22 protein-coding genes and 1 pseudogene are annotated in these 24,686 nt (G+C 61.5%); 6 read left to right on the forward strand and 17 right to left on the reverse strand.

Going from position 1 to position 24,686, the window contains the following annotated elements; all coding sequences use genetic code 11:
• Positions 1–72: 72 nt before the first annotated feature.
• Entirely contained in the window at positions 73–1,074 is a 1,002-nt protein-coding gene (gene dgcA, locus CIW50_RS11235; protein ID WP_149531288.1) for an N-acetyl-D-Glu racemase DgcA, read from the forward strand.
• On the opposite strand, the gene CIW50_RS11240 is transcribed toward dgcA, so the two are convergent.
• The gene (locus CIW50_RS11240; RefSeq protein ID WP_149531289.1) at positions 1,044–2,261 is read right to left on the reverse strand and encodes an MFS transporter; all 1,218 of its coding nucleotides are present in this window, start codon (positions 2,259–2,261) and stop codon (positions 1,044–1,046) included. The genes dgcA and CIW50_RS11240 overlap by 31 nt on opposite strands.
• Positions 2,262–2,340: 79 nt before the next feature.
• On the opposite strand from CIW50_RS11240, the gene CIW50_RS11245 reads away from it, so the two are divergent.
• Positions 2,341–3,585, forward strand: coding sequence for a hypothetical protein (locus tag CIW50_RS11245; protein ID WP_149531290.1), 1,245 nt, complete (start codon positions 2,341–2,343; stop codon positions 3,583–3,585).
• A gap of 15 nt (positions 3,586–3,600) precedes the next feature.
• On the opposite strand, the gene CIW50_RS11250 is transcribed toward CIW50_RS11245, so the two are convergent.
• The 4 genes from CIW50_RS11250 to CIW50_RS11265 are packed head-to-tail and all read right to left on the reverse strand — an operon-like array spanning position 3,601 to position 7,220.
• Positions 3,601–4,587, reverse strand: coding sequence for a threonine ammonia-lyase (locus CIW50_RS11250; protein WP_149531291.1), 987 nt, complete (start codon positions 4,585–4,587; stop codon positions 3,601–3,603).
• Positions 4,588–4,640: 53 nt separating this feature from the next.
• A complete protein-coding gene (locus CIW50_RS11255; protein WP_149531292.1) occupies positions 4,641–5,690 on the reverse strand; it encodes a glycosyltransferase family 4 protein in 1,050 nt (349 codons plus the stop codon).
• Between the two features lie 16 nt (positions 5,691–5,706).
• Positions 5,707–6,504 (reverse strand): UDP-2,3-diacylglucosamine diphosphatase, encoded by a 798-nt coding sequence (locus CIW50_RS11260; RefSeq protein WP_246664221.1) that lies wholly within the window; start codon positions 6,502–6,504, stop codon positions 5,707–5,709.
• 56 nt (positions 6,505–6,560) lie between these two features.
• Entirely contained in the window at positions 6,561–7,220 is a 660-nt protein-coding gene (locus CIW50_RS11265; RefSeq protein ID WP_149531294.1) for a class I SAM-dependent methyltransferase, read from the reverse strand.
• A gap of 581 nt (positions 7,221–7,801) precedes the next feature.
• On the opposite strand from CIW50_RS11265, the gene CIW50_RS11270 reads away from it, so the two are divergent.
• Positions 7,802–8,221, forward strand: coding sequence for a DUF6647 family protein (locus CIW50_RS11270; protein ID WP_149531295.1), 420 nt, complete (start codon positions 7,802–7,804; stop codon positions 8,219–8,221).
• Positions 8,222–8,383: 162 nt separating this feature from the next.
• Here the strand turns inward: CIW50_RS11270 and CIW50_RS11275 are convergent, their stop codons facing one another.
• Positions 8,384–9,946: an FAD-dependent monooxygenase gene (locus tag CIW50_RS11275; RefSeq protein ID WP_149531296.1), complete on the reverse strand. Its 1,563-nt coding sequence runs from the start codon at positions 9,944–9,946 to the stop codon at positions 8,384–8,386.
• A 220-nt stretch (positions 9,947–10,166) separates the two neighbouring features.
• Here CIW50_RS11275 and CIW50_RS29510 point away from each other — a divergent pair.
• Positions 10,167–10,259: pseudogene (locus CIW50_RS29510) on the forward strand (IS5/IS1182 family transposase); the annotation flags it as partial.
• An 84-nt stretch (positions 10,260–10,343) separates the two neighbouring features.
• Here CIW50_RS29510 and thiD read toward each other — a convergent pair.
• The gene (gene thiD, locus CIW50_RS11280; protein WP_149531297.1) at positions 10,344–11,144 is read right to left on the reverse strand and encodes a bifunctional hydroxymethylpyrimidine kinase/phosphomethylpyrimidine kinase; all 801 of its coding nucleotides are present in this window, start codon (positions 11,142–11,144) and stop codon (positions 10,344–10,346) included.
• A 153-nt stretch (positions 11,145–11,297) separates the two neighbouring features.
• On the opposite strand from thiD, the gene CIW50_RS11285 reads away from it, so the two are divergent.
• Positions 11,298–11,534, forward strand: a complete 237-nt coding sequence (locus CIW50_RS11285) for an Lrp/AsnC ligand binding domain-containing protein (RefSeq protein WP_149531298.1) — start codon at positions 11,298–11,300, stop codon at positions 11,532–11,534.
• 60 nt (positions 11,535–11,594) lie between these two features.
• Here CIW50_RS11285 and CIW50_RS11290 read toward each other — a convergent pair whose 3' ends face one another.
• Positions 11,595–13,979: a thiamine pyrophosphate-binding protein gene (locus tag CIW50_RS11290; protein ID WP_149531299.1), complete on the reverse strand. Its 2,385-nt coding sequence runs from the start codon at positions 13,977–13,979 to the stop codon at positions 11,595–11,597.
• Positions 13,980–14,131: 152 nt separating this feature from the next.
• Here CIW50_RS11290 and CIW50_RS11295 point away from each other — a divergent pair, with 152 nt between their 5' ends.
• Positions 14,132–14,593 carry an Lrp/AsnC family transcriptional regulator gene (locus CIW50_RS11295; protein ID WP_149531300.1) on the forward strand — a complete coding sequence of 154 codons (462 nt, stop codon included), beginning with the start codon at positions 14,132–14,134 and terminating at the stop codon, positions 14,591–14,593.
• 10 nt (positions 14,594–14,603) lie between these two features.
• On the opposite strand, the gene CIW50_RS11300 is transcribed toward CIW50_RS11295, so the two are convergent.
• The 9 genes from CIW50_RS11300 to urtB all read right to left on the reverse strand — a co-directional run bounded on the left by CIW50_RS11300 (position 14,604) and on the right by urtB (position 24,583).
• Positions 14,604–17,021 (reverse strand): EAL domain-containing protein, encoded by a 2,418-nt coding sequence (locus CIW50_RS11300; RefSeq protein ID WP_149531301.1) that lies wholly within the window; start codon positions 17,019–17,021, stop codon positions 14,604–14,606.
• 240 nt (positions 17,022–17,261) lie between these two features.
• Entirely contained in the window at positions 17,262–18,212 is a 951-nt protein-coding gene (locus CIW50_RS11305) for a DMT family transporter (RefSeq protein WP_246664222.1), read from the reverse strand.
• A 188-nt stretch (positions 18,213–18,400) separates the two neighbouring features.
• Positions 18,401–19,240, reverse strand: a complete 840-nt coding sequence (locus CIW50_RS11310) for an aldo/keto reductase (RefSeq protein ID WP_149531302.1) — start codon at positions 19,238–19,240, stop codon at positions 18,401–18,403.
• Between the two features lie 68 nt (positions 19,241–19,308).
• Positions 19,309–19,650, reverse strand: a complete 342-nt coding sequence (locus tag CIW50_RS11315) for an FmdB family zinc ribbon protein (RefSeq protein ID WP_149531303.1) — start codon at positions 19,648–19,650, stop codon at positions 19,309–19,311.
• Positions 19,651–19,728: 78 nt separating this feature from the next.
• Positions 19,729–20,958, reverse strand: coding sequence for a formamidase (fmdA, locus tag CIW50_RS11320; RefSeq protein ID WP_149531304.1), 1,230 nt, complete (start codon positions 20,956–20,958; stop codon positions 19,729–19,731).
• 49 nt (positions 20,959–21,007) lie between these two features.
• Positions 21,008–21,697, reverse strand: coding sequence for an urea ABC transporter ATP-binding subunit UrtE (gene urtE / locus CIW50_RS11325; protein ID WP_149531305.1), 690 nt, complete (start codon positions 21,695–21,697; stop codon positions 21,008–21,010).
• 10 nt (positions 21,698–21,707) lie between these two features.
• On the reverse strand, positions 21,708–22,463 hold the full coding sequence (urtD, locus tag CIW50_RS11330; protein ID WP_149531306.1) for an urea ABC transporter ATP-binding protein UrtD: 756 nt from the start codon (positions 22,461–22,463) through the stop codon (positions 21,708–21,710).
• 11 nt (positions 22,464–22,474) lie between these two features.
• The gene (gene urtC / locus CIW50_RS11335; protein ID WP_149531307.1) at positions 22,475–23,620 is read right to left on the reverse strand and encodes an urea ABC transporter permease subunit UrtC; all 1,146 of its coding nucleotides are present in this window, start codon (positions 23,618–23,620) and stop codon (positions 22,475–22,477) included.
• A gap of 36 nt (positions 23,621–23,656) precedes the next feature.
• On the reverse strand, positions 23,657–24,583 hold the full coding sequence (gene urtB, locus CIW50_RS11340) for an urea ABC transporter permease subunit UrtB (protein WP_149531308.1): 927 nt from the start codon (positions 24,581–24,583) through the stop codon (positions 23,657–23,659).
• Positions 24,584–24,686 lie beyond the last annotated feature (103 nt).

The raw sequence follows: 24,686 nt of genomic DNA on the forward strand, positions 1-24,686 counted from the left end.
TTCACGGCGATCACGTAAACTTATAGACACGCCATAACCCGCCGTTGCCGGCACAGCCCGAAAGACGCCGCATTGCCCTTTTCCGACGCTGCCCCCGCCCAACTGACCGCCCGGATCGAACATTGGCCGATCGCTGGCGCCTTCACCATCAGCCGCGGCGCCAAGACCGAGGCTGTTGTCGTGGTCGCGGAGATCAGCCGCGGCGGACTGACCGGCCGCGGGGAATGCGTGCCCTATGCGCGCTATGGCGAGACCCCGGAAGCCACGCTGGCCGCGGTCCTGGCGATGCAGGAGCGATTTGGCGCCGGTCTCGACCGTAACGCCCTCCAATCGGCCATGCCCGCCAGTGCTGCCCGCAACGCGGTGGATTGCGCCCTGCTCGATCTCGATGCCAAAAGCGAGGGGCTGCGCGTGTGGGACATGCTCAAGCGCCCTGCGCCCCGCGCCTGCACCACCGCCTATACGATCTCGCTCGGCACGCCAGAGGCTATGGCCTCGGCCACAGCAAAGGCCGCCTACCGGCCGTTGCTGAAAATCAAGCTCGGCAGTGACGACGACATCAGCCGCATCAAAGCGGTTCGGAAGGCCGCCCCGGAATCCGAATTGATCGTCGATGCCAATGAGGCGTGGACCCCGGAAAACCTGAAGGCAAATCTCGACGCTTGTCATAATGCCGGCGTGACGCTGATCGAACAGCCCCTGCCCGCCGGCAAAGACGATGCGCTGATGCATGTGCACCGGACGATCATGGTCTGCGCCGACGAAAGCGTGCACGGCCTCGCCTCGCTCGACGCACTGCGCGGGCGCTATGATGCGATCAATATCAAGCTCGACAAGGCCGGCGGCCTGACTGAAGCGCTGGCGATGGCGGATGCGGCGCGTGCCATGAACCTCGACATCATGGTGGGCTGCATGGTGGCGACGTCGCTGGCGATGGCGCCGGCGATGCTGATTGCGCAATATGCGCGCTTCGTCGATCTCGATGGTCCGCTGTTACTAGCCGGCGATCGCGACGACGGCCTGCGCTACGACGAGAGCACGGTCTATCCGCCCGACGCGGCATTCTGGGGCTGATCGTCCGCAACGCGCGGCGGCTGCGCGGCGCGATGCCGGCCCAGCCATATGACGGTCGCGCCGGCAAGGCCAAGCACGGCCATCACGTAGTAAACGCCCTCGCCGTAACGAGCATAGATCGCACCTGACAGAACCGCCATGCTGCTCATCACAAGGCCGGTGCAGGCGGTGACATAACCCTGCGCGCGCGCCATGACGTGCGGCGGCACGTGATGCAGCAACAGGCCCATGGTGCCGAGTTGCGTCAGACCGTAGGTCGCGCCGTGCAGCAATTGCACAACCACGAGAATCGGGAGCGGAAGCGTTTGCGCGGTCAGCGTCCAGCGGATCAGCGCGCTGATGCCGCCCAGCATCACCAGCAGCATCGGCGCGAGCGTGAAGCGCGGCGACAATGCAAAAAGAACGATCTCGGCGAGCACGCCAAGCGTCCAAAGCCCCGCGATGGTCAGGCCGTCAAGACCTGCCGCCTGCCAGGTGATCGAGGCGAAGGTGTAGTATCCCGCGTGACTTCCCTGGATCAGCGCCGCGGAGATTGCGATCGCCAGGAAGCCGGGATCGCGCAGCAGTGCACTTGCCTTGGACAGTCTCATGGTATCGCCAACCGGCGCACCCAACGGCTGCAGGCCGAGACTGACGATAGCGGACAGCACCATCGCCGCGACGATCACCCAGATCAGATGCTGGCCGTCGAGCCAATTCACGACCATGCCGCAGGCGAGCGCCCCGACGACAAAAGCCACCGAGCCCCATAGCCGCAGCGGTCCGTAATCGAAACCGAACCGGATGACGCCCTTCAGCGCATAGCCGTCGGTCAGCGCAGTCAGCGGGGTCCAAACCACCGCTGTCAGCGCGAACACCAAGAGCACGGCAAGCGGCTCGCGTAGCGTGCCCACTGTCGCAAAGCCGATCATGGTGAGGAAGGCACAGACAATCATCGTCTGGCGCAAGGCATGACGCCGCTCGGCAAAGGCGGTAATGAAAGGCAGCGTCGTGAAACGCGTCATCGATGGCACCGCCAGGATGGCGCCGATCCATGTCGGGTCGATCCCGATCGCCTTCAACCAGACTGGGAAGAACGGCAGATAGAAGCCACTAGAGCCGAACACCGTGCCGTAGAACATCGCCAGCCGCAGCGCGAATTTGCGGCGGATTTGCGGGGCGCTATGGGGAGCGGATTCGGCTATCATGAGGTGAACTGCGATTCGCTACGGGATCGTGGTGATGGTTACATACCGCGCATCCCCTCGCGCGCCACGAGTTATCCTGATGGCCGAAGAAGCATTTGCCCTGTCGCCGATCAACGCCCGCCCCACTATACCGGGCGAGGCAGACTATGATGCGATCCGCGAAGCCTTCATGGAAACCGCGCGCGGTCGCTGGTTTCTCGCCGAATATGCCAAGCGGAACCGCACAGCCGATACCAGCCTGGTGCTTGAGGCCGTTACGCGCCTTGAAGCCAACCTCGCCGCCCAGAAACAGGCGCCTGCGCTCAGCCTGGTTGCGGCCCTCGGCGCCATCCGCTCAGCCGTCCGCCAGGCCAAGGCAACCGCCATCGAGGCAATGCCGCGCGTCGAGACCGATGAGACACTGACCGGCGCTCGCAACGGCATCCGGATCATTCGCGAAATCGCCTGGACACTGCGCGAATGCGGCGCTGACACGCGCATCTGCGACCTGCTCGATACCCAGGTCAAAGCCATCGAGGCTGGCCAGCAGGCGCTCAACGGCAACGGCCGTGAGGACGTGCTGGCGAGCTATGACATGCTGATGCAGCGCATCGAGCAGATGGTTGATGGCAGCGCGACGACCGTTGCGCGGGACGAGCCGGCTCACGTTGCTGAAAAACCCGAGCCCGTTGTTGCCGAGACCCGCGAAGCGTCCGTGACGCCACTGTTCAAGTCGCAAGCCAGCGAAGTATTGGCCGAAACAGTCACGATCTCTCATCATGTTCCACCGACTGCAATAACGCAGCCGGCTCCGGTAGCGGTTGACGAAGAAGCAGTTGCTGCAGTCACTGAAGCTGTCGCCGAACTCGCTGCGACCATGGCTGAGGAATCGACGATCGAGACTTCGGCGTCCATTGCAATGGACGACGTTGTCAGCGCGCCTGACGCGGCTATCGATGCCGAAGAGCATGATCTGGCCGTGCTCGACATGGTCGCCGCCGAAATGGGGGCACTCGATCTGAGCGAACCGGATGTCGTCGAACCTCAGGCTGCCGAGTCTCAAGTTGTCGCATCTGGGGGGATGCAGGCCGAGGCTGTCGTCGGACTCGCCGAACCTGAGATCCTCAATTCCGATCTGATGACACTGGCGCAGATCGCCGAGGCCGCGCTGGCACCCGAGCCACCGCCGCCGGATCTGGTTCCTCAGATGGAAGCTGCTGCGCCATCGCTTGGTGCAGCCCTGATCGCTGGCGGCGTGATCGCGGATCCGAATGCCCCGGCATCAGACCCGCTGGCGCCAATCCGCAAGATGACGCAGGCCGAGAAGATCGCGTTCTTCTCGTAGGCGCTTTAGCCCCGATCAGGCGTTGATGATCCTGGCGTAGAGATCCGCATCGACATTGCCGCCCGACAACACGATCGCCACCGTCTTGCCGCGCGCGTCCATGCGCCCCTGCATCAGCGCCGCCAGCGCCACGGCGCCGCCGGGCTCGACCACCAGCTTCAAGTCGCGGAACGCAAAAGCCATCGCCTTGCCGACTTCCTCGTCGGTGGCAGTGACGGCCCCCGACAGCAGATACTGATTGACGGCGAAAGTGATCTCGCCGGGCGTCAGGGCCATCAGCGCGTCGCAGATCGTGCGGCCGGAATTGCCGTGGGCGACGCGCTTGCCCGCGCGCAGAGAGAGCCCATGGTCGTCAAAGCCCGCAGGCTCCGCGACGATGATCGCCGTCTCGGGAAAGCGCGCCCTGACGGCCGTCGCGATACCGCCGATCAGGCCGCCGCCGGAGGCCTGTGCAGACACGATATCCGGCACGATGCCCAGCGCGGCCAAGTCCTCCGCGATCTCGCGGCCGACGGTGCCCTGCCCGGCCATGACGAAGACATCGTCATAGGGCGGCACGACGGTGGCGCCGCTCTTGCCGGCGATGTCGCGCGCGATAGCTTCGCGGTCTTCCTTGTCGCGATCATAGAGCACGACCTCGGCGCCGTAGCCCCGGGTGCGCTCGACCTTCGAAACCGGCGCATCGGACGGCATTACGATGGTCGCCTTCATGCCGAGGATCTGCGCCGCGGCAGCGACGCCCTGCGCGTGATTGCCGGAGGAGAATGCGACGACACCGTTGCCGCGCTTGTTCTCGGGAATCGAGGAGATCTTGTTGAAGGCGCCGCGAAACTTGAACGAACCTGTCCGCTGCAGCACTTCCGGCTTCAGGAAGACCTTCGCGCCGGTCAGCGCATCGAGCGCAGGCGACTGGAGCAACGGCGTGCGCACCGCATAAGGTGCGATGACGCGCGCAGCGGCATCGATATCGGCGGATGTGATCGGCAGTGGGGTGTTTGTCATGCGCGCATTTTATCGCGCGGCATAACCGGCGGGCAAGCTATACCAATCGCAGATCAGGCAGCAAAACGCGGATGCTTCGCTGCGGACGGCGCATGGGCTGCGATCTCGGCCCGCACGTGGCTGATATTGTTGACGAAAGCACGTGCCGAGGCCTCCCATGTATGGCCTGCGGCAAAGCTGAGACAATCCTGCGGCGAAATCTCGAGCGCCTTGAGACAGGCCTGCCGCAAGTCATCCGACAACACACCGACCGGCGACACGCCGATCACGTCCTTCGGACCCGTTACCGGGAACGCTGCCACCGGCACGCCGCTCGCCAGCGCCTCGAGCAGGACGAGACCATAGGTGTCGGTCTTGCTTGGAAACACGAAGACATCGGCCGAGGCATAGGCAACGGCCAGTGCCTCGCCCTGCAACGCGCCCGTAAACAACGCCTCGGGATATTTCGCTTCGAGCGCGGCACGCGCCGGGCCATCGCCGACCACGACCTTGGTACCTGGCAGATCGAGATCGAGAAACGCCTCGAGATTTTTCTCAACGGCGACGCGGCCAACCGAAAGAAAAATTGGCTTCGGCTTGCCGAGATCGACCTGGCGCGGATGAAACAGATTGGCATCGACGCCGCGCGGCCACAGCACGACATTGCGGAAGCCGCGGTCACGTAGCTCAGTCGCGAGCGCCGGCGTGGCGGCCATCACTGCGGAACTCGCGCCATGGAAGCGACGCAGGCCGGCCCAAACCCAGGACTCCGGGATCGGGAAACGCGCCGAGATATATTCCGGGAAGCGCGTGTGAAAACTGGTGGTGAAGGGAATGTTGCGACGACGGCAATACGCGCGCACGAAAAATCCGATCGGGCCTTCTGTCGCGATATGGAGGTTGTCCGGCCTGGCCTCGTCAATCAGTCGCGCGATCTTGCGGCGGCTCGGGATCGCGACGCGCAAATCAGCGTAGCTCGGCAAACCGACCGTACGAAACGATTCCGGCGTGAGAAAACTCACATCGACGCCAAAGCCCTTCGCCGCCTCCGCCATCATCGTCAGCGTCCGCACGACACCGTTGACTTGGGGGTGCCAGGCATCGGTAGCGACGAGAATGCGCATCAGGTCGCCATCTTTCCTAAGCAGCCTTGGCTGCTGCGAGCGTCGGCACGGAAGCACCGCGACGGACAGGATCGGTCCAGGTGATGATTTCGAAGCGGCCGTCTTCGTGCTCGACCAGCGCCGTGCAGCTCTCGACCCAGTCGCCGCAATTCATGTAACGGATGCCGTGTTCGTCACGGATGGTCGCATAGTGAATGTGACCGCAGATGACGCCATCGGCCCCGTGGCGCCGCGCCTCGCCGGCCAACGTCTCTTCGAAGGCGCCGATATAGTTGACCGCGTTCTTCACTTTCAGCTTGGCCCATTGCGACAGCGACCAATAGGGGAAGCCGAACAACTTGCGCAGCGCATTGACCATGCGATTCATCTGGATCGCGAAATCATAGGCCTTGTCGCCGAGATGAGCGAGCCAACGCGCGTTCTGCACGACGAGGTCGAAAATATCGCCGTGAATGACGAGATATTTCTTGCCGTCGGCACCTTCATGGATCGCGGTCTCGACGACGTCGATGCCGCCAAAATGCGTACCGTAATAATTGCGCAGGAACTCGTCGTGATTGCCGGGGACATAGACGATCTTCGCGCCCTTACGGGCCTTGCGGAGCATCTTCTGGACGAAATCGTTATGGGATTGCGGCCAGTGCCAGCCGGACTTCAACGCCCAGCCATCGACGATATCGCCAACGAGGTAAATCGTATCGGCATCATGGACGCGGAGAAAATCCAGCAGCCGGTCTGCCTGCGATCCGCGGGCGCCGAGGTGGACGTCGGAGATAAACAAGGTGCGAAAGCGCTTTTCGTTGCCTTCACTCATCACGTCTCTTTCCATGTCGAGCAGCTAACTGATTTGCATGACACGGCGATGACGATTTAGGCCGCCAGTGCCGCCGCGGTTCGTTCGAAAGTTACCAGCGTGTAGATACCGAACGGCGCCACCTTGCGGCGTTCGACGAGAATGGATTCAGATGTCGACTGCGACCATGCCTGCAGCCGCGCGAAAGGGAATTCCGGGCGCAGGCCAAGCGAGCGGGTCTTGACGGCTGCCCAGCGCTCGACGGCGGCTGCGAGGCCGGTTTCCGAATACAGATGATTGACGAGAATGATGCGGCCGCCCGGCTTCACCACGCGGTGGCATTCGGACAGCACCTGCTCGGGATTCTCGACCAGAGTAATGACGAACTGTGCAACGACGCAGTCGAAGGTGGCGTCCGCAAAGTTCATCGCATGAGCGTCCATCTCCTGGACCCCCTTGACCCATGGATAGCGCCCGGTCGCCATCTTGGCGCGCGCCTTGGCGAGCATGGGCGCGCTCAGATCGATACCGGTGATCTCTGTGGTCACATCGTAGTCATCGAATGACAGACCGGTACCGACGCCGACTTCCAGCACCTTGCCGCCCACGGCACGTGCTGCCGCGGCAGCCGCACGGCGCCCCTTCAGCATCACGGGGCCGCACACCGCATCATAGATCGGAGCCCAGCGCGCATAAGCTGTTTCAACAATGGATTTTTCGAGATCCAGCGTCGTCATCAGATGTTCCGTCCAGCGTGTCCGGAAGAATCGGACAACCCGTTTGCCGTTCGGCTGATATCAAGCGGGGATGACAGATCGACGACATCCGCGGCTAAACGTCCTGCGGCACTGACGGGAAAATGAGGCTCAGATATACCTGATCACCCTGTTCCTGTCTGGCGTGGCGGTGGCTCATGTGGTTGGCGCACCTTACTTCTGCACGATGGCCCGAGCACGAGGGTTCGACTGTCATCACCGTGATCCACTGTTAGCACGCGACGACCATTCGTCCTTGTGCATATGATCGAGGGAATGACGGACACCGGCCCACCTTTCCAGGTAGTACCCAGCTGCATCAAGCGGCGATACTCCGTGTGGCAAGAGGCTTCACAACACTGTTTCCAGACGCGCCTTCCGTCCTTCCGGCAAGAAGTCGTCAGACACGTGTCGTTTCTCGGCGCGGCAATCGCCTTTTGTGTCATTGTCAGCGTCAACTTACCGACTTGATCTGAGTCCGGGCCTTTTGTGACTACCGTCCGGATATCCGGTGACGCAGATGGGCTGCTCGTTGAACCGTTACTTCGAGAGAGGAGCGCCATGTGAATACTTTGATTGCAATCTATATCGCGTGGATCGTCGCTCAAACCGGTCTGCTGGCCCCCGATCAGCCACCTATCCACTTCATAGCACGAGTGGACATGGCAGCTCTTGGCGGCGTTCCGGAGAATAACGCGCTTGAATTTCAGGCACTCTACAATCGCGAAGAAGGATCGATCTATCTGCCTCATGGATGGCAGCCAGACGATTTAAAGCGGAAGAGCGCGTTGCTGCATGAATTGGTGCACCATGTGCAGCGGGCCAACAATGTCGAAGCCCCCTGCGTGGCAGCGTACGAACGTCAGGCCTACGAGCTTCAAATGAAGTGGCTGCGCGAGCAAGGGATAGACGATCCCTACCACCTCGTTGGAACGAACGAGCTCACCATCTATCTCGTGAGCGTCTGCCGCGACGGTTCGTAGGCTCAACACGACGGGTTCCAGCATCCGTCCACAAGAGACACTGTCGCAGATGCGTCGTGGAACTTAACCAGACTGTGAACGCATAAATCGGGAATGACCGAGATTGATAGTTCTCGGTCATTCCCCTTTCGAGCGACGCAAGCATAACACAGCCATTCCGCTTCAAGCGTCAAAGTTAGACCCGGAGACTGATCGTGCAAAATCATTCGGTTTGCCAAACCACCGCGTTGCGATCTGCGCTACCTCTCCGATATCGGCCTTCGCCTCGCAAGCCCAGGCAATCACGCCGTCAGGCCGAACCAGCGCGGCCTTCACCCCAAACCGCTCGATCGCGCTCTCCGAGATATAGCTGATCCTATTGCCCCACTGGCCCGCAAGTGCCTGTAGTGACGCGTCCGCGTCGAAATCCATCAGCAGGCCACGCCCGTTCCGCAGTTTCTGGTTCACTCTGCTGCCGCCGAGCAATGCGAAATCCGGCACGCTGCGACCAACCAGCGGATGGCTCTCGCCCAGATCATAGCGGAGCCCAACGCCCCATACGCGCTCGGCGAAATAGGTCGCGCCGTCCCGCGTCCCGATGAGATCGCGGATGATGCCTTCCAGCGCGCGCGAGCTAGCGCTTGGCCGCATCAACGCGACCTGTGCGCGGGACCAATCGAGGACCTGCGCTCCCACCGGACGCCGTTCGTTCGCATAGCTGTCGAGCAAGTCGTCCGGCGCGCCACCCCAGATCGTGGCGGCGAGCTTCCAGCCAAGGTTCATCGCGTCGCCGAGGCCGAGATTCAGGCCCTGGCCGCCCAACGGCGAGTGGATGTGTGCGGCATCCCCCGCCAGCAACACACGACCCTCGCGATAGTTGGTCGCCTGAAAGGCTCGGTCGGTCCAGGTGGTAGCAAGATGAAGGGCCGTCACCGTCACGTCGATGCCTGAGACCCTACGCAACACTGCCTCGATATGGTCCCGCTTCGGCTCGATGCGGTGGAAGGCGCCGCCGTCGAAATCGACCATCGCGATCGTACCGGGCGCCACGTAGGTGTACATGCCGGACGCCGTGTAATGGCGACCGGGTTTGAGCGCGGTCGGATCGGCCAGCTCGACCTGCACCGAATAGCCGGTGAACTCCGGATCCGTGCCAGTGAAACCAATACCGGCCGCCTTTCGCACGCTACTGCGCCCGCCATCGCAGCCGACGAGCCAACGGCCTCGGATCGTTTCGCCGCCCGCCTCAATGGTGACGGCATCGGCTGATGATCGGAGATCCTTTACGTCGCAGCCACGCCGTATCTCGGCGTCCAGCGTCGCGGCGCGGATCGCCAAGACCGCCTCGATACTCGCCATGTCTGCCGCGATGCTGCCGATTGGGCCGGACAGGCGGTATGGCCACTGCGTGCTGTCGATCTGACCGTGGAAAAACTGGATACCGGCAAAATGACCGCCCGCGCGGCGCGGCTGCTTCATCCAGTGCGCGGTCCCCGCCGTGTCTGGGCCGGCGGCGCGGGCTGTTAGCTCATCCAGCAGGCCACGACGGTCGAAGCTCTCAATGGTCGGCACCGAGAGGCCGCGTAGCCCGAATGGCAGACACTTCAGCGGCGAATGCGGGTCTTGCGCCTTCTCCAGCACCAGTACCGAGCAGCCCGCCAGCCGCAGCTCACAAGCCAGGAACAGGCCGACCGGGCCGGCGCCGGCGATGATGACATCGTAGGGAATCGTGTCGGAATTAGGCATTAATCGCTCCATGGGTCGAAGTTCGACCGGAGCGTTTCCCGAGCTGAGAACCTCACGGACGAACATAGGGTCGCTTGAAGAGCGACCGGTGTTCGTCGTGGGGATCTTGAGCGCGAGGCCAAAGACCAGAGCTTCCGTTACCGAAAGGACTTGGGCTTACCAAACCAAGTCTGCCTTTTCCGACGCGGCTCCCCTAGCATCACGGCGTTCTGCCCGCAACGTCACAGACAAGTTGCTCGATCATCGCAGGCCACGGACCATCGTGCTGGCAGGCAAGGCTTTTGACGCAGACCGTATCCGCGACCTTATCCAGCAGCACGTGCTGCACCGAAAAACTTCCCGGCTATCGTTCAGCTCGGCTCGTTGCGGCTTCGGCTATGGCCTATGAGTCCACGTCCTAATAAAACGCATGAAAATGATGCACGGGACCGTGGCCGTGACCGACGGCAAAGCGATCCGCCGCAGAGATGGCCGCCGTGACATAAGCCTTCGCCGAACGCACCGCCGCTTCCAGTGCCTCGCCCTTGGCAAGCCCTGCCGCGATGGCGGAGGACAGCGTGCAGCCCGTACCATGCGTGTTCTTCGTCGCAACGCGCGGTGCCGGCAATGCTATGGCGCGGTCTGCGGTGATAAAATAGTCGGTGCTCTCCGGGCCGGTCCCGTGGCCGCCCTTGATCAGGACGGCCTTGCAACCGAGCGTGAGCAAACGCTTGCCTTGCGCCTCGATGGCAGTATCGCCTTCCGCCATCGGCTCATCGAGCAGCGCGGCTGCCTCCGGCAGATTCGGCGTGATAATCTGCGCCAGCGGAATCAGTGTGCTGCGCAGCGCTGCGATGGCCTCCGGCGCCAGCAGGCGATCGCCTGATGTCGCGACCATTACGGGATCGAGCACCACATGTTTCGGCTGCCATGTCGCGAGGCCCGCGGCGATGGCCTCGATCACGTCGCGCTGCGCAACCATCCCAATTTTAACGGCGCCGACCGCGAGATCGACGAACACAGCGTTGATCTGTTCGGCAACAAACTCCGCCGGCACCTGGTGGATACCGGTGACGCCCTTGGTGTTCTGGGCAGTCAGCGCGGCGATCACCGACGCGCCATAGACGCCCAGCGCGGCGAAGGTTTTGAGGTCGGCCTGGATCCCAGCCCCGCCCGAGGAATCCGAACCGGCAATGGTCAGCGCAACGGGCGTGGGCATCAGAAAAACTCGCACGAGATCAAGGGATAAGCGGGCGCCTCAGTCCTAGCCCTCTATTGCCGGACCGACAAGGTGGCGACATGCTGGCGGCTTGCGCCGCCCCCTGTTTTGGGCTTGATGATCAATAAAATAGCCCGTTTCCGGAGAATCCCGATGGTCCCCTTCTTTGTCCAGTTCAAGTGCAAGCTTGGCCAATCCTACGCCGTCGCCAACGCGCTGGCCGAAGCCGAAATCGCCTCGGAGATCTATTCCACCGCCGGCCACTACGACCTGCTGGTGAAATTCTATGTCGATAACGCCATCGACATCGGCCATTTCGTGAGCGAGAAAGTACAGACCATCCCGGGCATCCAGGACACGCATACGATCATTACGTTCAAGGCGTTTTGAGGCGGAGCGCCGTCGATGGGCTTCCTCTCCCCGCAAAGGGTGGGAGAGGGGTTAAGAGAACTACACTGCCATCTTCCGGTGTAAGACCGGAACGCCGCTCAGCCCTTCCGCCGCGTCGACGATCGCATTCGCGTCGATGCCGTGATGGCGATAGAGATCGTCGATGGTGCCGGTCTGGCCGAACTGCTCGACGCCCAGCGCTTCCATGCGATGACCGCAGACGCTGCCGATCCAGCCTAGGGTCGCCGGATGCCCGTCGAGCACGGTGACGATGCCGCAATCACGCGGCAGCGGCTGCAAGAGCTTCTCGATGTGGCTCAGATGCTGCGGGTTGCGCCTGTCGCGGCGGATTTTTCGCGCTGATGTCCAACCGGCATGGAGACGATCCGCCGAGGTGATCGCCAGCAGGCCGATGTCGCGGTGGCTGTCGCCGAGCAATCCCGTGGCCTCGATCGCTTCCGGCGCCAGCGTGCCGGCATAGGCAATCACCAGATCGCAATTGGCGCCCGGCTTGCGCAGCCAGTACGCGCCGTCGGTAATGCCTTGCTGCAATTCCGGCGTCATCATCCGCTGCGGCTGCTCGATAGTCCGCGTGGACAGTCGCAGATAGACCGAGCCGCCGGCGTGCTGGCCGACGTCATCAGTGCCCGCCTCGCGCTGCATGTGCTGGAAGCCCCAGCCCATGATGACCGCAAGTTCGTCGACGAAAGCCGGTTCGAACGATGCGAGTCCGTCCTGCGCCATACCGATCAGCGGCGTCGCTATCGACTGATGCGCGCCGCCTTCCGGCGCCAGCGTGATGCCCGACGGCGTCGCTGCCACCATGAAACGGGCGTCCTGATAGCAGGCATAGTTGAGCTGATCGAGCGCGCGGCTGATGAAAGGATCGTACAGTGTCGCGATCGGCAGCAGCCGCGTGCCGTTGACGCTGCTCGACAAGCCCAAGGCCGACATCAGGATGAAAAGATTGCTCTCGGCAATGCCGAGTTCGATGTGCTGGCCCTTCGGTGAGAAATCCCAGTTGAAGGTGGACGGGATCTTCTCGCTGCGGAAGTGATCCGCCTTCTCCGCGCGAGCGAACAGCCCGCGGCGATTGACCCAGGCGCCGAGATTCGTCGAGACGGTAACATCGGGCGACGCGGTCACGATGCGCGACGCCAGCTCGGTGTCGCCGCGTGCCAGTTCGTGCAGAACGAGGCCGAAGCCCTGTTGCGTGGACATCGCCGGCGATGACTTGAACGACAGATGCACGGGAACGTCGATCAGATCAGCGCTCAGGCGTCGCGTGCCCTGCTGCACGAAGGGCACGTCCTTCAGGAACGCATCGAGCTGCGCAGCGTCCTGCGTCAGGCCTTCATACTTGTCCCACTCATGGCCGGGCCGGATGTTCTGCGCCGCGCGCCAGGTCTCCATCTGCGTCGGCGTCATGAGGCCGGCATGGTTGTCCTTGTGGCCCTGGAACGGCAGGCCAACGCCCTTGATGGTGTAGGCGATGAAACACACTGGACGATCGTGATCGATCGCCTCGAAGGCTTCGATCATGCTGGCCATGTCATGTCCGCCCAGATTGGACATCAACGCCAGCAATTCCTCGTCGTTGCGTGCCTCGATCAGCCGCGACACCGGGCCTTGATCGCCGATCTCATCATTGAGTCGCTTGCGGAAGGCTGCGCCGCCCTGGAAACACAGCGCCGAATAGATCTGGTTCGGACAGTTGTCGATCCAGGTCTTCAGCGCTTCGCCACCCGGTTCGTCAAAGGCCGCGTCCATCAACCGGCCATACTTCACGATGACCACGTCCCAGCCGAAATTACGGAACATGGATTCGAACTTTTCCCAGAGGCCTTCGCGCACAACGGCATCGAGGCTTTGTCTGTTATAGTCGACGATCCACCAGGTGTTGCGCAACCCATGCTTCCAGCCTTCGAGCAAGGCTTCGAAGATGTTGCCCTCGTCCATCTCGGCGTCTCCCACCAGCGCGATCATGCGGCCCTCACGGCGGTCCTTCATCCAGCCATGAGCCGAGACGTAATCCTGCACCAGTGACGAGAACAATGTCTGCGCGACACCAAGGCCGACCGAGCCGGTGGAGAAATCGACATCGTCGATATCCTTGGTGCGCGATGGATAGCTCTGCGCGCCTTTGAAGCCTCGAAAGTTCTCGAGCTTCTCGCGCGTCTGGTTGCCGAACAGATACTGGATGGCGTGAAACACCGGGCTCGCATGCGGCTTCACCGCGACGCGATCTTCCGGCTTCAGCACGGAAAAATACAGTGCCGACATGATCGTTGCCAGCGACGCCGACGAGGCCTGATGGCCGCCGACCTTGAGCCCGTCGGTGTTGGGACGGATGTGGTTGGCGTTGTGGATGGTCCATGACGAGAGCCAGAGCACCTTGCGCGCCAATGCGGTCAGGGTCTGAAGGCGGTTGTGATCGATCGGCATGGTGAGCTCCCGCGTCGGCCAGCTGTGCTGGTTCGTAATTAGGCCGCCATTCTATCAGGCGGCCCAAAGTGATTTTCTCAATTCCTCGCGACAACCAGGGCGATATTGGGATAAACAGATGGTGCAAGTCCATAATTCATGGAATTTTACCAATGTCAGCACTCGACGCGATTGACCGCAGAATCCTCGCCGCGCTGCAGATTGACAGCCGTATCACCATGCAGGAGCTCGCCGAGAAAGTCGGGCTCTCGATCTCGCCCTGTCATCGCAGGGTGAAACTGCTGGAAGAACGTGGCGTCATCACGCGCTACATGGCGCTGGTGGACCAGAAGGAGATCGGGCTTCCGGTCAGCGTCTTCATCTCCATCAAGCTTGTCAGGCAGAAAGAGGAAGACCTCAATCGTTTCGCCAAGGCGATCTCGAAATGGGAGGAAGTGCTGGAGTGCTACCTGATGACCGGCAATCGCGACTATCTCCTGCGCGTCGTCGCGGCAGACCTGTCATCCTACGAGGCATTCCTGAAGAACAAGCTGACCCGGCTCGACGGCATCGCCTCGATCGAGTCGAGCTTCGCGCTCAGCCAGGTGAAGTATTCGATTGCCCTGCCGGTGTGAGGGCCCAGAGCTAGCTGGCTAGCTTCACGGCGGCGGCAGTACCACCAAGGGCGCTGACGATACTCTGGTAGTGCGCAATCGGCTGCGGCCGGCCGATCAGGAAGCCCTGGATCTCCGCACAGCCTTCACTCGCAAGAAACGACAGTTGGGCGACGGTCTCGACGCCCTCGGCGATCACCGGAAGCTTCAACGAGCGACCGAGCCCGATGATGGCGTGGACAATAGCCGCGGACTGCGGATTGTCCTCGAGCTTGGCCACGAAGGTCTGGTCGATCTTGATCTTGTCGAAGGGGAAGGCCTGCAGATAGCTCAGGCTCGAATAACCCGTGCCGAAATCATCCATGGCGACGCGAACGCCCAGTTCCTTGACGGCGTGCAGGATCGCGATGGCGCCAGCGAAATCGTCGATCAGCACGCCTTCGGTGATTTCGATCTCGACACGCTTTGGACTGAGACCGGTTTCCGCCAGAATGGCGGCGAGCATCCACGGTACATCGCCGCGCCGAAAGTTAACCGGCGACAGGTTGATGGCGATCGACAGTGGATTGACCCAGGTCGCCGCCTCGCGACAGGCCTCGCGCACAACCCATTCGTCGATAGCGCCTATCAGGCCGGTCTCCTCCGCCAGCGGGATGAACACTGTCGGCGAGATCATACCCCGTTCGGGATGTCGCCAGCGCAGCAGAACCTCGAAGGCAACGACAGGGCCGTCGGTAGTCGCCTGCGGCTGAAAATAAAGTTGGAATTGTTTGTTCTCGATTGCGACCACGAGATCACGTTGCAACAGCCGCTTCTCGCGGATGTGCTGATCCATAGCAGCCTCGAAGAAGCGGATGGTCCCGCGTTCCTCGGCCTTGGCGCGATCGAGCGCCAGATCCGCATGCGCAATAAGAGCTTCGATATCCTGCCCGTCCTGCGGATAGACCGAGATGCCGATACTACAGCGAACATTGATGTGCTGGCTGTCGATCTGAAACGTATTATCGAGAATGCTCGACAACCGCGCGCAGAGATCTTCCGCTGTCTGCGGCTCCGCACCGAGATGAGACACGATCGAGAAGACATCGCCACTCGGCCGTGCCAGAAATGCACCGTTGCAGGCTTGCGCCAACCGCTTTGCCAGCTGGGCCAGTACGGCGTCGCCCGTGGCCTGGCCGTATAAGTCATTTATCTCCCTGAAGCGGTCGATATCGATCCGCGCGATGGCAAACGAGCCATGTCCAGCCGAGGCCTCGCTGAAAACACGGGTGAGATGCTCGTTAAAAGCGACACGGTTCGGCAGATCAGTGATCGGATCGTGGCGCGCCAGATGCACCATGCGCGCCTCGGTTAGCTTGCGCTCGGTGATATCGGCGTGGGTGACCACCCAGCCGCCATTGTCCATCGGACGATAGCGCACATTAATGCTGCGGCCGTCAGGGAGTTCGGCGGTTTGGCTCGCCGGCTTGCGCTCGGCGATAGCCACCTTCAGTTGCTCGTCATAGCGGTCCTGATCGACGAACAGCATGCCGGCCTTGCCGCGCAGCGTGACCACTTCGTCCATAGTGGCACCGAGCGACATCGCCTCGGGCGGGATGCGATACATGCGCACATAACTGTCGTTCCAAAGCTCCAGCCGGCCCTGCGCATCATACATGCACAGGCCCTGCCCCATATTGTTGAGCGCCGCATCGAGCTGCAAATTGCGCTCGCTCATGCTGCGGCGGGTGCGGTGGTCCGAGACAGCAACGATGAGGCCTGCAATGACGATCGCGGCCGTGAAGGCCGCGATCGCCAGCGACAATTCGATCGGCGACAGCAAACTGCCGCTGGCCGCCGCCTCAGCTCGGTAGACAAGATCGACAGCGCCCATCGCCACAAAGTGATGGACGCTGATGGCCAGGGTCAGGAGCAGCGCTGCAAGGAGAACCTTGACCGGACCATCGCTGCGCTGCGCGACGAGCACGGCAGCCGCACCAAGCAGCACGCCGAACAGGATCGATGCCAGCACCAGATCCGGCAGCCAGACAATGGTGGCGGGAATCCGCAGCGACGCCATGCCCATATAGTGCATGCAGGCGATACCGATTCCGATCAGCGATCCACCGGTCAGTGCTCCCTGCCGCGTATCCTTGAATAGCGCTACCGCAAAGCCTGCAGTGGTCATCACCGTCGCCGCCACCAGCGAACACGCCGTGATGATCAGATCGTAGCTGATCGCAAAGCCCGGCGTATAAGCCAGCATCGCAATAAAGTGTGTCGCCCATATGCCGCAGCCGGTGACGAAGCCGGCGGTCATCAGCCAAGCCAGCCGCGTGTCGGATGATGCCGTGCGCGCACGTGTGAAAAGATGGACTGCAGCGAAGCTGGTGAGAAAGCATACCGCAGCCGCCAGCAAAACCTGCCGCCAGTCATGCTGCAATTCGATGCAATTCCAGACTCGTAGCATAAGGGCACCGGCATATGACGAGATTCAGGGAGCATGACGCGCGCTAGTTTCGGATTGTTTAAAACTCACGCAAAACGTGCGATGAAATGCTTCCTTCTTAAGCCGCGATAAAGCCGGAAATATGCTTGGTATCATCGTCCACGTTGCGGAAAAATATACAACATACTCGGATGTCCCTGCCGCAAGCACTCATGGAAAATCGCGATGGGGACGACCTGTTTCGTTCGCAAGTAATCGCGGTCACACGCTCGGATAAGGTTCCGCAGGTACGCTGATCTGCGCGCGGCGCACACGCTCGCGATGCGCGGTGTAGACGCCTGACGCAATGATGATCGCAGCGCCCGTAAAGGTCACGGCATCGGGAACTTCACCGAAGATGAAGAAGCCGATCAGCGTCACCCACACCAGCTGAATATAGGAGAACGGCGCCAGCACCGATGCGTCTGCGTAGCGGAAGGCGAGGACAACGATCCAGTGGCCGACTGTTGCTGCGACGCCGATGCCGACGCCCAGCATGATCTGCGTCGTGTTCGGCATGATCCAATAGAACGGCACGACCACGCTCATCACCAGAAAGCCGACAAGTGCGGTGAAAGCCATCGTAGTGATTTCACGATCGGCACCGCTGATTTTGCGCGTCAACACCAATGCCACGGCCCAGCCGAGCGCCGACAAGATCGGAAAGATCGCCGCGGGATCGAACGCCGCAGTGCCAGGCCGAACGACGACGAGCACGCCGAAAAGGCCCATCATGGTTGCCGCCCATCGCCGCATGCCGACCTTCTCGCCGAGAAAGACCATCGACAGACCAGTGACGAATACCGGCGCGATGAAAGCGGTCGCTGCAGCTTCTGCAATTGGTAGATGGCCGAGCCCAACGATGAAGAAGATCGACGACGACAGCAGCGCCAACCCGCGAAACACCTGGACCAGCGGGCGCGTGGATCGCATCGCGTTCGGCTTGCCCGCTGCCAACACCATGGGTCCCATGATCAGCAAAAACACGAGAAAGCGGATCCAGGCGATCTCTGCAGCCGGCAAGCTCTTGGTCAGATACTTGGCCATCGCATCCGACGAGGCGAGGAATATCGTCGAAAAAATGATCAGCGCGATGCCGCGAAATGGGCGGTCGGTATGGCGATGCGCCAGAGCGGGGGTAGCAGTCGTCGGCGGGGGAACATGGCTTGTCACAAGCGGGGACCAATATGCAGGCTCATCAAGGCATGCGAGCCGAATCGAATAGAGCTCAGACAACGACGATCACGATGCCGGGACAACTGCCTATATCAGGACACGGATATGCACGCAGGCAAAAAGTCTATGCCGGCTGACACCTCGGCTGGCCAGAGTGCGGCGCAGCATCGCTTTTGCCGCACACCCTACAACATGGGTAGGCTGGAAGGCTCCCGGCCACGCGGGAATGCGTTTTCGATATCGGCCAGTTCGGCTGCGCCGAGCGTCAATGCACTCGCCACCGCGTTGTCCGCGGCATGGGCCGCCGAAGACGCCTTCGGAATTGCGAAGACCGTTGGCTGACGGATCAGGAATGCCAGCGCCACCTGCCGCGGCGTGGCGTGATGGGCTTCCGCGATCTGCTGCAAGACTTTGCCGCCCGGCGAACGCATTGACGGGAAATCATTATGACCGAACGGCGAATAGGCCACGACGGCGACGCCATGGCTCTCGCACCACGGGATTACGCGGTGTTCGATGGCGCGCTCCTGCAGATGATAGAGCACCTGATTGCAGGCAATAGCGCCCTTGCCCGCCAATTTCGACAGCTCGTTGAGATCGTCGACATCGAAATTGCTGACGCCCCAGGAGGCAATCTTGCCGGCGGCTTTCAGTTCCTCGAAGGCGGCGACAGTCTCGGCAAGCGAGACCTGACCGCGCCAGTGCAGCAGATAGCAATCGAGCCGGTCGGTCCCCAGCCGCTTCAGCGAGCGCTCGCAAGCGGCGATAGTGCCCTTCCGCGACGCGTTGCTCGGCAGCACCTTGGAGACCAGAAACACCTCGTCGCGACGGCCGGCGATGGCCTCTGCAATCACGAACTCAGCGTCGCCATACATTTCGGCGGTATCGATATGGCTCATGCCGGCATCGAGGCCGGCGCGGAGGGCGGAGACGGCAGAAGAGCGGTCACCCTGGTCAATATACCACGTGCCCTGGCCGATCACGGACACGTCGCGCGTGGTGTGGCCGAATGGATTGTGTCGCATGGTCGCGCCTCCGCCTCCCGTGGAACCTGGCGCACGGGAGTGGACTCTAGCGCATCAATTCAGAGGAGTCAGTGACTGATCATCCACGGCCGCGCGGTCGGGAAGCTCTTGGCGCCGGAGCGGGTCTGCTTCACCAACCGTGACGGCTTCTTGCCGGAACAGCAGCCGCAACCGGCCCCGTGCGATGCCTTGTACTCCGCCGATGTCTTCGGCGCATTGCGGCTGCGCTCGTTGGTGGCGTGGGCCTTGCGCTTGTCGGAGGGCATGCAGAAGAACGCCGGCGCGGTGAGGATCACCCGCGGCGCCTGCGTCGCGCAATGCGGACAATCCTGCGGATCATCACATTCCGCCATCGGCCGCATGTCAGTGAACGGGCCGCAATCGTTGCAGAGATATTCATAGACCGGCATAGCGCATCACTCTCGTTCGACATCAGAAAAGGATGGCTGCGGGGCCGTGACTTCTGCCCCGCAGCCGAGTTAACCGCGTTACTTGTCCGGCGAGAGCGGCATCTGGATGTCGCCCTTGATGTGCTTGATCGGTCCGGCCGATGACGGGTTGATGTCGAAGTCGAAGATCTGTGTCGGCAGCCACAGCGTGGCGCAGGCATTGGGCACGTCGACGACGCCCGAGATGTGGCCCTGCACCGGCGCGGTGCCGAGGATCGAATAGGCTTGCGCACCGGAGTAGCCGAACTTCTTCAGATACTCGATGGCATTCAAGCAGGCCTGACGATAGGCGATATGGACGTCGAGGTAATGCTGCTTGCCCTGCTCATCGACCGAGATGCCTTCAAAGATCAGGAAGTCGTTGTAGTTCGGCGTCATCGGTGACGGCTTGAACACCGGATTCTTGATGCCGTATTTCGACACGCCGTCCTTGATGATATCAACCTTGATGTGCAGCCAGCCCGCCATTTCAATGGCGCCGCAGAAAGTGATTTCGCCGTCGCCCTGCGAGAAGTGCAGGTCGCCCATGGAGAGACCTCCGCCGGGGACATAGACCGGGAAATAGACCTTCGAGCCACGCGACAGATCCTTGATGTCGCAATTGCCGCCGTGTTCGCGCGGCGGCACCGTGCGTGCACCTTCGGCTGCAGCCTTCTCCTTCGCCTCACCCTTCAGCCGGCCCATATGCGCGGTCGGGCCGAACGGGGGATTGGCGAGACCGGGCACGCGCTCCGGATTGGTGGCAATCAGCGCGGTCTCGCGCTCGTTCCAGGTAGCGAGCAATTTCGGATCGGGCAGACAGCCGATCAGGCCGGGATGGATCAGGCCTGCGAAGTTCACGCCGGGGATATGGCGCGACGAGGTGTACATGCCCTTGAAGTCCCAGATCGACTTCTGCGCTTCCGGGAAGTGATCGGTCAGGAAGCCGCCGCCATTCTGTTTCGAGAAGAAGCCGTTGAACCCCCACAGCGCGTCCTTCATCGGGCCGACATCGAGCAGGTCGACGACGAGGAGATCTCCGGGCTCGGCGCCCTTGACCCCGATCGGGCCCGACAGGAAATGCACGATCGACAGATCGATATCGCGCACGTCATCGGCGCTGTCGTTGTTCTTGATGAAGCCGCCGGTCCAGTCATAGGTCTCGACGATGAAGTCATCGCCCGGATTGACCCATGCCACCATGGGAATGTCAGAATGCCAGCGATTGTGAATCATGTCGTTGTCGTAGGCCGATTGCGTGAGGTCGACCTTGATCAGTGTATCTGGCATTCAATGCTCCCCTTCGGTTACTGGTCTTGGTGGTTGAACGTAAGGCTGGTTAGACGGACAGGTACTTCGCGATCTGCGCGGCATCGATCCCTTCGCGCGCTTCGTCGCGAACGATTTCGCCGTTCTCGATAACGAGGACGCGATCAGCGACATCGAGCGCGAAGCTCAGAACCTGTTCGGAAACGATGATCGACAGACCCTTGGTGTCGCGGATGTGCTTCAGCGTGCGGGCCATGTCCTTGATGATCGACGGCTGAATGCCTTCGGTGGGTTCATCGAGCAACAACACCTTCGGCTTGGTCGCAAGCGCACGCGCGATGGCGAGTTGCTGCTGCTGACCACCTGACAGGTTGCCGCCGCGACGACCTTTCATTTCGAGCAGCACCGGAAACAGCTCGTAGAGATCGCCAGGCACTTCCTTCTCGCCGGAAGCGACGAGGCCGGTCTCGATATTCTCCTTCACCGTCATATGGGAGAAGATCATGCGGCCTTGCGGCACATATGCGAGGCCGTGCGCGACGCGTTCATAGCTCTTCAGCGCGCCGAGCTCCTTGCCCTCCATGGTCACCGAGCCCGACTTGGTCGGCACGATGCCCATCAGCGATTTCATCAACGTGGTCTTACCCATACCGTTGCGGCCCATGATGGCCACGATTTCGTTGGGCTGCACTTGCACATTCAGGCCATGCAGGACCTCGCTCTGGCCGTAAGCGACGTGGAGATCGTTGATCGCGAGCATGGTGATCTCCTCAATGACCCAGATAGACTTCAATGACCTTGGGATCGTTCTGGACCTTCTCCATGGTGCCTTCGGACAGGATCTGTCCCTGATGCAGCACGGTCACCTTGTGGGCGATGTCCTCGACGAATTTCATGTCGTGTTCGATTACCAGCACCGAACGGTTTTTGATGATGGTATTGAGCAGCTCTGCAGTCTTGCCCCGCTCACTGACACTCATGCCAGCGACGGGCTCATCGAGCATCAGGAGATCCGGGTCCTGGATTAGCAGCATGCCGATCTCGAGCCACTGCTTCTGACCGTGCGAGAGCACATCGGCGTACATGTTGAGACGATCCTTGAGGAAGATCATCTCGGCGACCTCCTCGACGCGCTCGCGCACCGCGGCGTCCCGCTTGAACATCAGCGAGCCGAACACAGAGCGACCGCGCGGATAGGAGATCTCCAGATTCTCGAACACCGTGAGATCGTCATAGACAGACGGTGTCTGGAACTTGCGGCCGACGCCGGCCTGCACGATCTGGTTTTCCTTCAGTTTGGTGAGCTCCTTGCCGCGGAACTGCACCGAGCCTGACGTGGCTTTGGTCTTGCCGCAGATCAGGTCGAGCACCGTGGTCTTGCCGGCGCCGTTGGGGCCGATGATGACGCGAATCTCGTTCTCCTCGACATAGAAAGAGAGATCGTTGACTGCCTTGAAGCCATCGAAGGAGACGGTGAGCCCCTCGACCGCGAGCAGGAATTCCTTGGGCTGATGACCGACGAGCATGACGTGTCCCCTTACTCTGCTGGCGCGCCGTCGGCGGCGGATTTGATGGCCCAGGCCCTCTTTGATTTTTCAGAGCGCATGGCGATCAGACGGTCGATGTGTCGCGCCACGTGGTCGCGCCAGATGCCAGACAGGCCGCTGGGGAAGAACAACACCACGGCGATGAACAGACCGCCGAGGCCGAACAGCCACAATTCGGGGAAGGATTCCGACAGCATGGTCTTGGCGTAGTTCACGAGCAACGTGCCGTAGACCGCGCCGAAGATTGACATCCGGCCACCGACCGCGGTGTAGATCACCATTTCGATGGACGGTACGATGCCGACGAAGGACGGCGACATGAACCCGATCTGCAGCGTGAACATCGCGCCACCGATCGACGCGAACATCGCCGCCGCGCAGAAGGCGAATATCTTGAAATTGGCCACGCTGTAGCCGGAGAAGCGCACGCGATCCTCCTGCTCACGCATCGCCACCAGGATGCGGCCCAGCTTGGTCAGCCGGATGAACTGCGCCGTGATGATGCAGGCGAACAGCACGAACACTTCGAAGAAGTAGAGGATGACCTTGGCGTGATCGGTGCGGATGTCCCAGCCGTTCAGCGTGCGGAGATCGGTCATGCCGTTGATGCCGCCGGTATAGCCCTGCTGGCCAATGATCAGGATGGTCGCGATTGCGGCGATCGCTTGCGTGATGATGGCGAAATAGACGCCGCCGACACGGCGTTTGAACATCGCGGCACCGATGATGAAAGCGAGCAGTGTCGGAACCAACAGAATGGCGATGATGGTCAACGGCAGCGAGTGGAACGGCTTCCAGAACATCGGCAGCGCCGTGATCTGGTTCCAGTCCATGAAATCCGGAATGCCGGGAGTCGACTGGATCTTGGTGTTGGCGACGCTGGAGGCTTCCAGCTTGAGAAACATCGCCATGCAGTAGCCGCCAAGGCCGAAAAACACACCCTGGCCGAGGCTGAGAATGCCGCCATAGCCCCAGCACATCACGAGGCCGAGCGCGACGAAGGCATAGGTCAGATATTTGGCGACCAGGTTGAGACGAAACGTGTCGAGAAAAAACGGCAGGATCACCGCGAGCAGCAACAGCAGCGACAGGAAACCGATCAGCTCCGAGCGGTTGAAGAAGCGAGAATTGATCATGATGCGTATGCCCTGCTCTTTCTGTACTGCGCGCGCTTACTTGCGGACCTTGAGGGCGAACAGGCCCTGCGGCCGGATCATCAGGATCGCGACGATGGTGAGCAGCGTCAGCACCTTGGCCATCGAGCCGGACATGAAGAACTCCATAGTCGACTGCGCCTGGGAGATGGTGAAGGCCGAGGCAATGGTCCCGAACAGGCTGGCGGCGCCGCCGAACACCACGACGAGGAACGTATCGACGATATAGAGCTGGCCTGAGGTCGGCCCGGTCGAGCCGATCATGGTGAAGGCGGAGCCGGCGATCCCGGCAATGCCGCAGCCGAGGCCGAAAGTGTAGCGGTCGACCTTCTCGGTATTGATACCGACGGCGCCGGCCATCACGCGGTTCTGCACCACAGCACGAACCTGCTTGCCCCAACGAGATTTATACATGATCCAGGCGACGACCACGGTGATCGCTAGCGTTAGGCACATCACGAAGATGCCGTTGATCGGTACTTCGATCGTATCGGTCACCTGCTTGGAGCCCATCATCCATTGCGGCAGTTCGACGCCGACTTCACGGGCACCGAACACCGAGCGATAGGCCTGCTGAAGGATCAGGCTGAGGCCCCATGTGGCAAGCAGCGTGTCGAGCGGGCGTTTGTAGAGATGTCGTATGAGCGCCCATTCGACGAGCATCCCCAGCGCACCGGAGGCGATGAAGGCGAGGATCATGGCGACAAAGAAGTAGCCCGAGAACAGCGACGGCAGATGCGACTGGAAGAAACTCGACGTCATCCAGGTGACGTAGGCGCCGAGGATCATGAATTCGCCATGGGCCATGTTGATGACGCCCATCTGGCCGAAGATGATCGCCAGGCCGAGCGCCATCAGCACATAGACCGAAAACAGGATCAGGCCGGCAAAGCCCTGCATTGCGAAGATGGCGCCAAGGTCGCCAATCGAATAGTCGCCGAACATCGATCCGTCCTCCGTCAGGGAAAGGGTCCCGCGCCGCGCGATGAGACGCGACGCGGGGTTGTCGTGCGCGGATAGGTCGTCCGCGCCAGGGAGAGGTGGAGCG

Source organism: Tardiphaga sp. P9-11 (genome assembly GCF_008329525.1).
Lineage (GTDB): Bacteria > Pseudomonadota > Alphaproteobacteria > Rhizobiales > Xanthobacteraceae > Tardiphaga.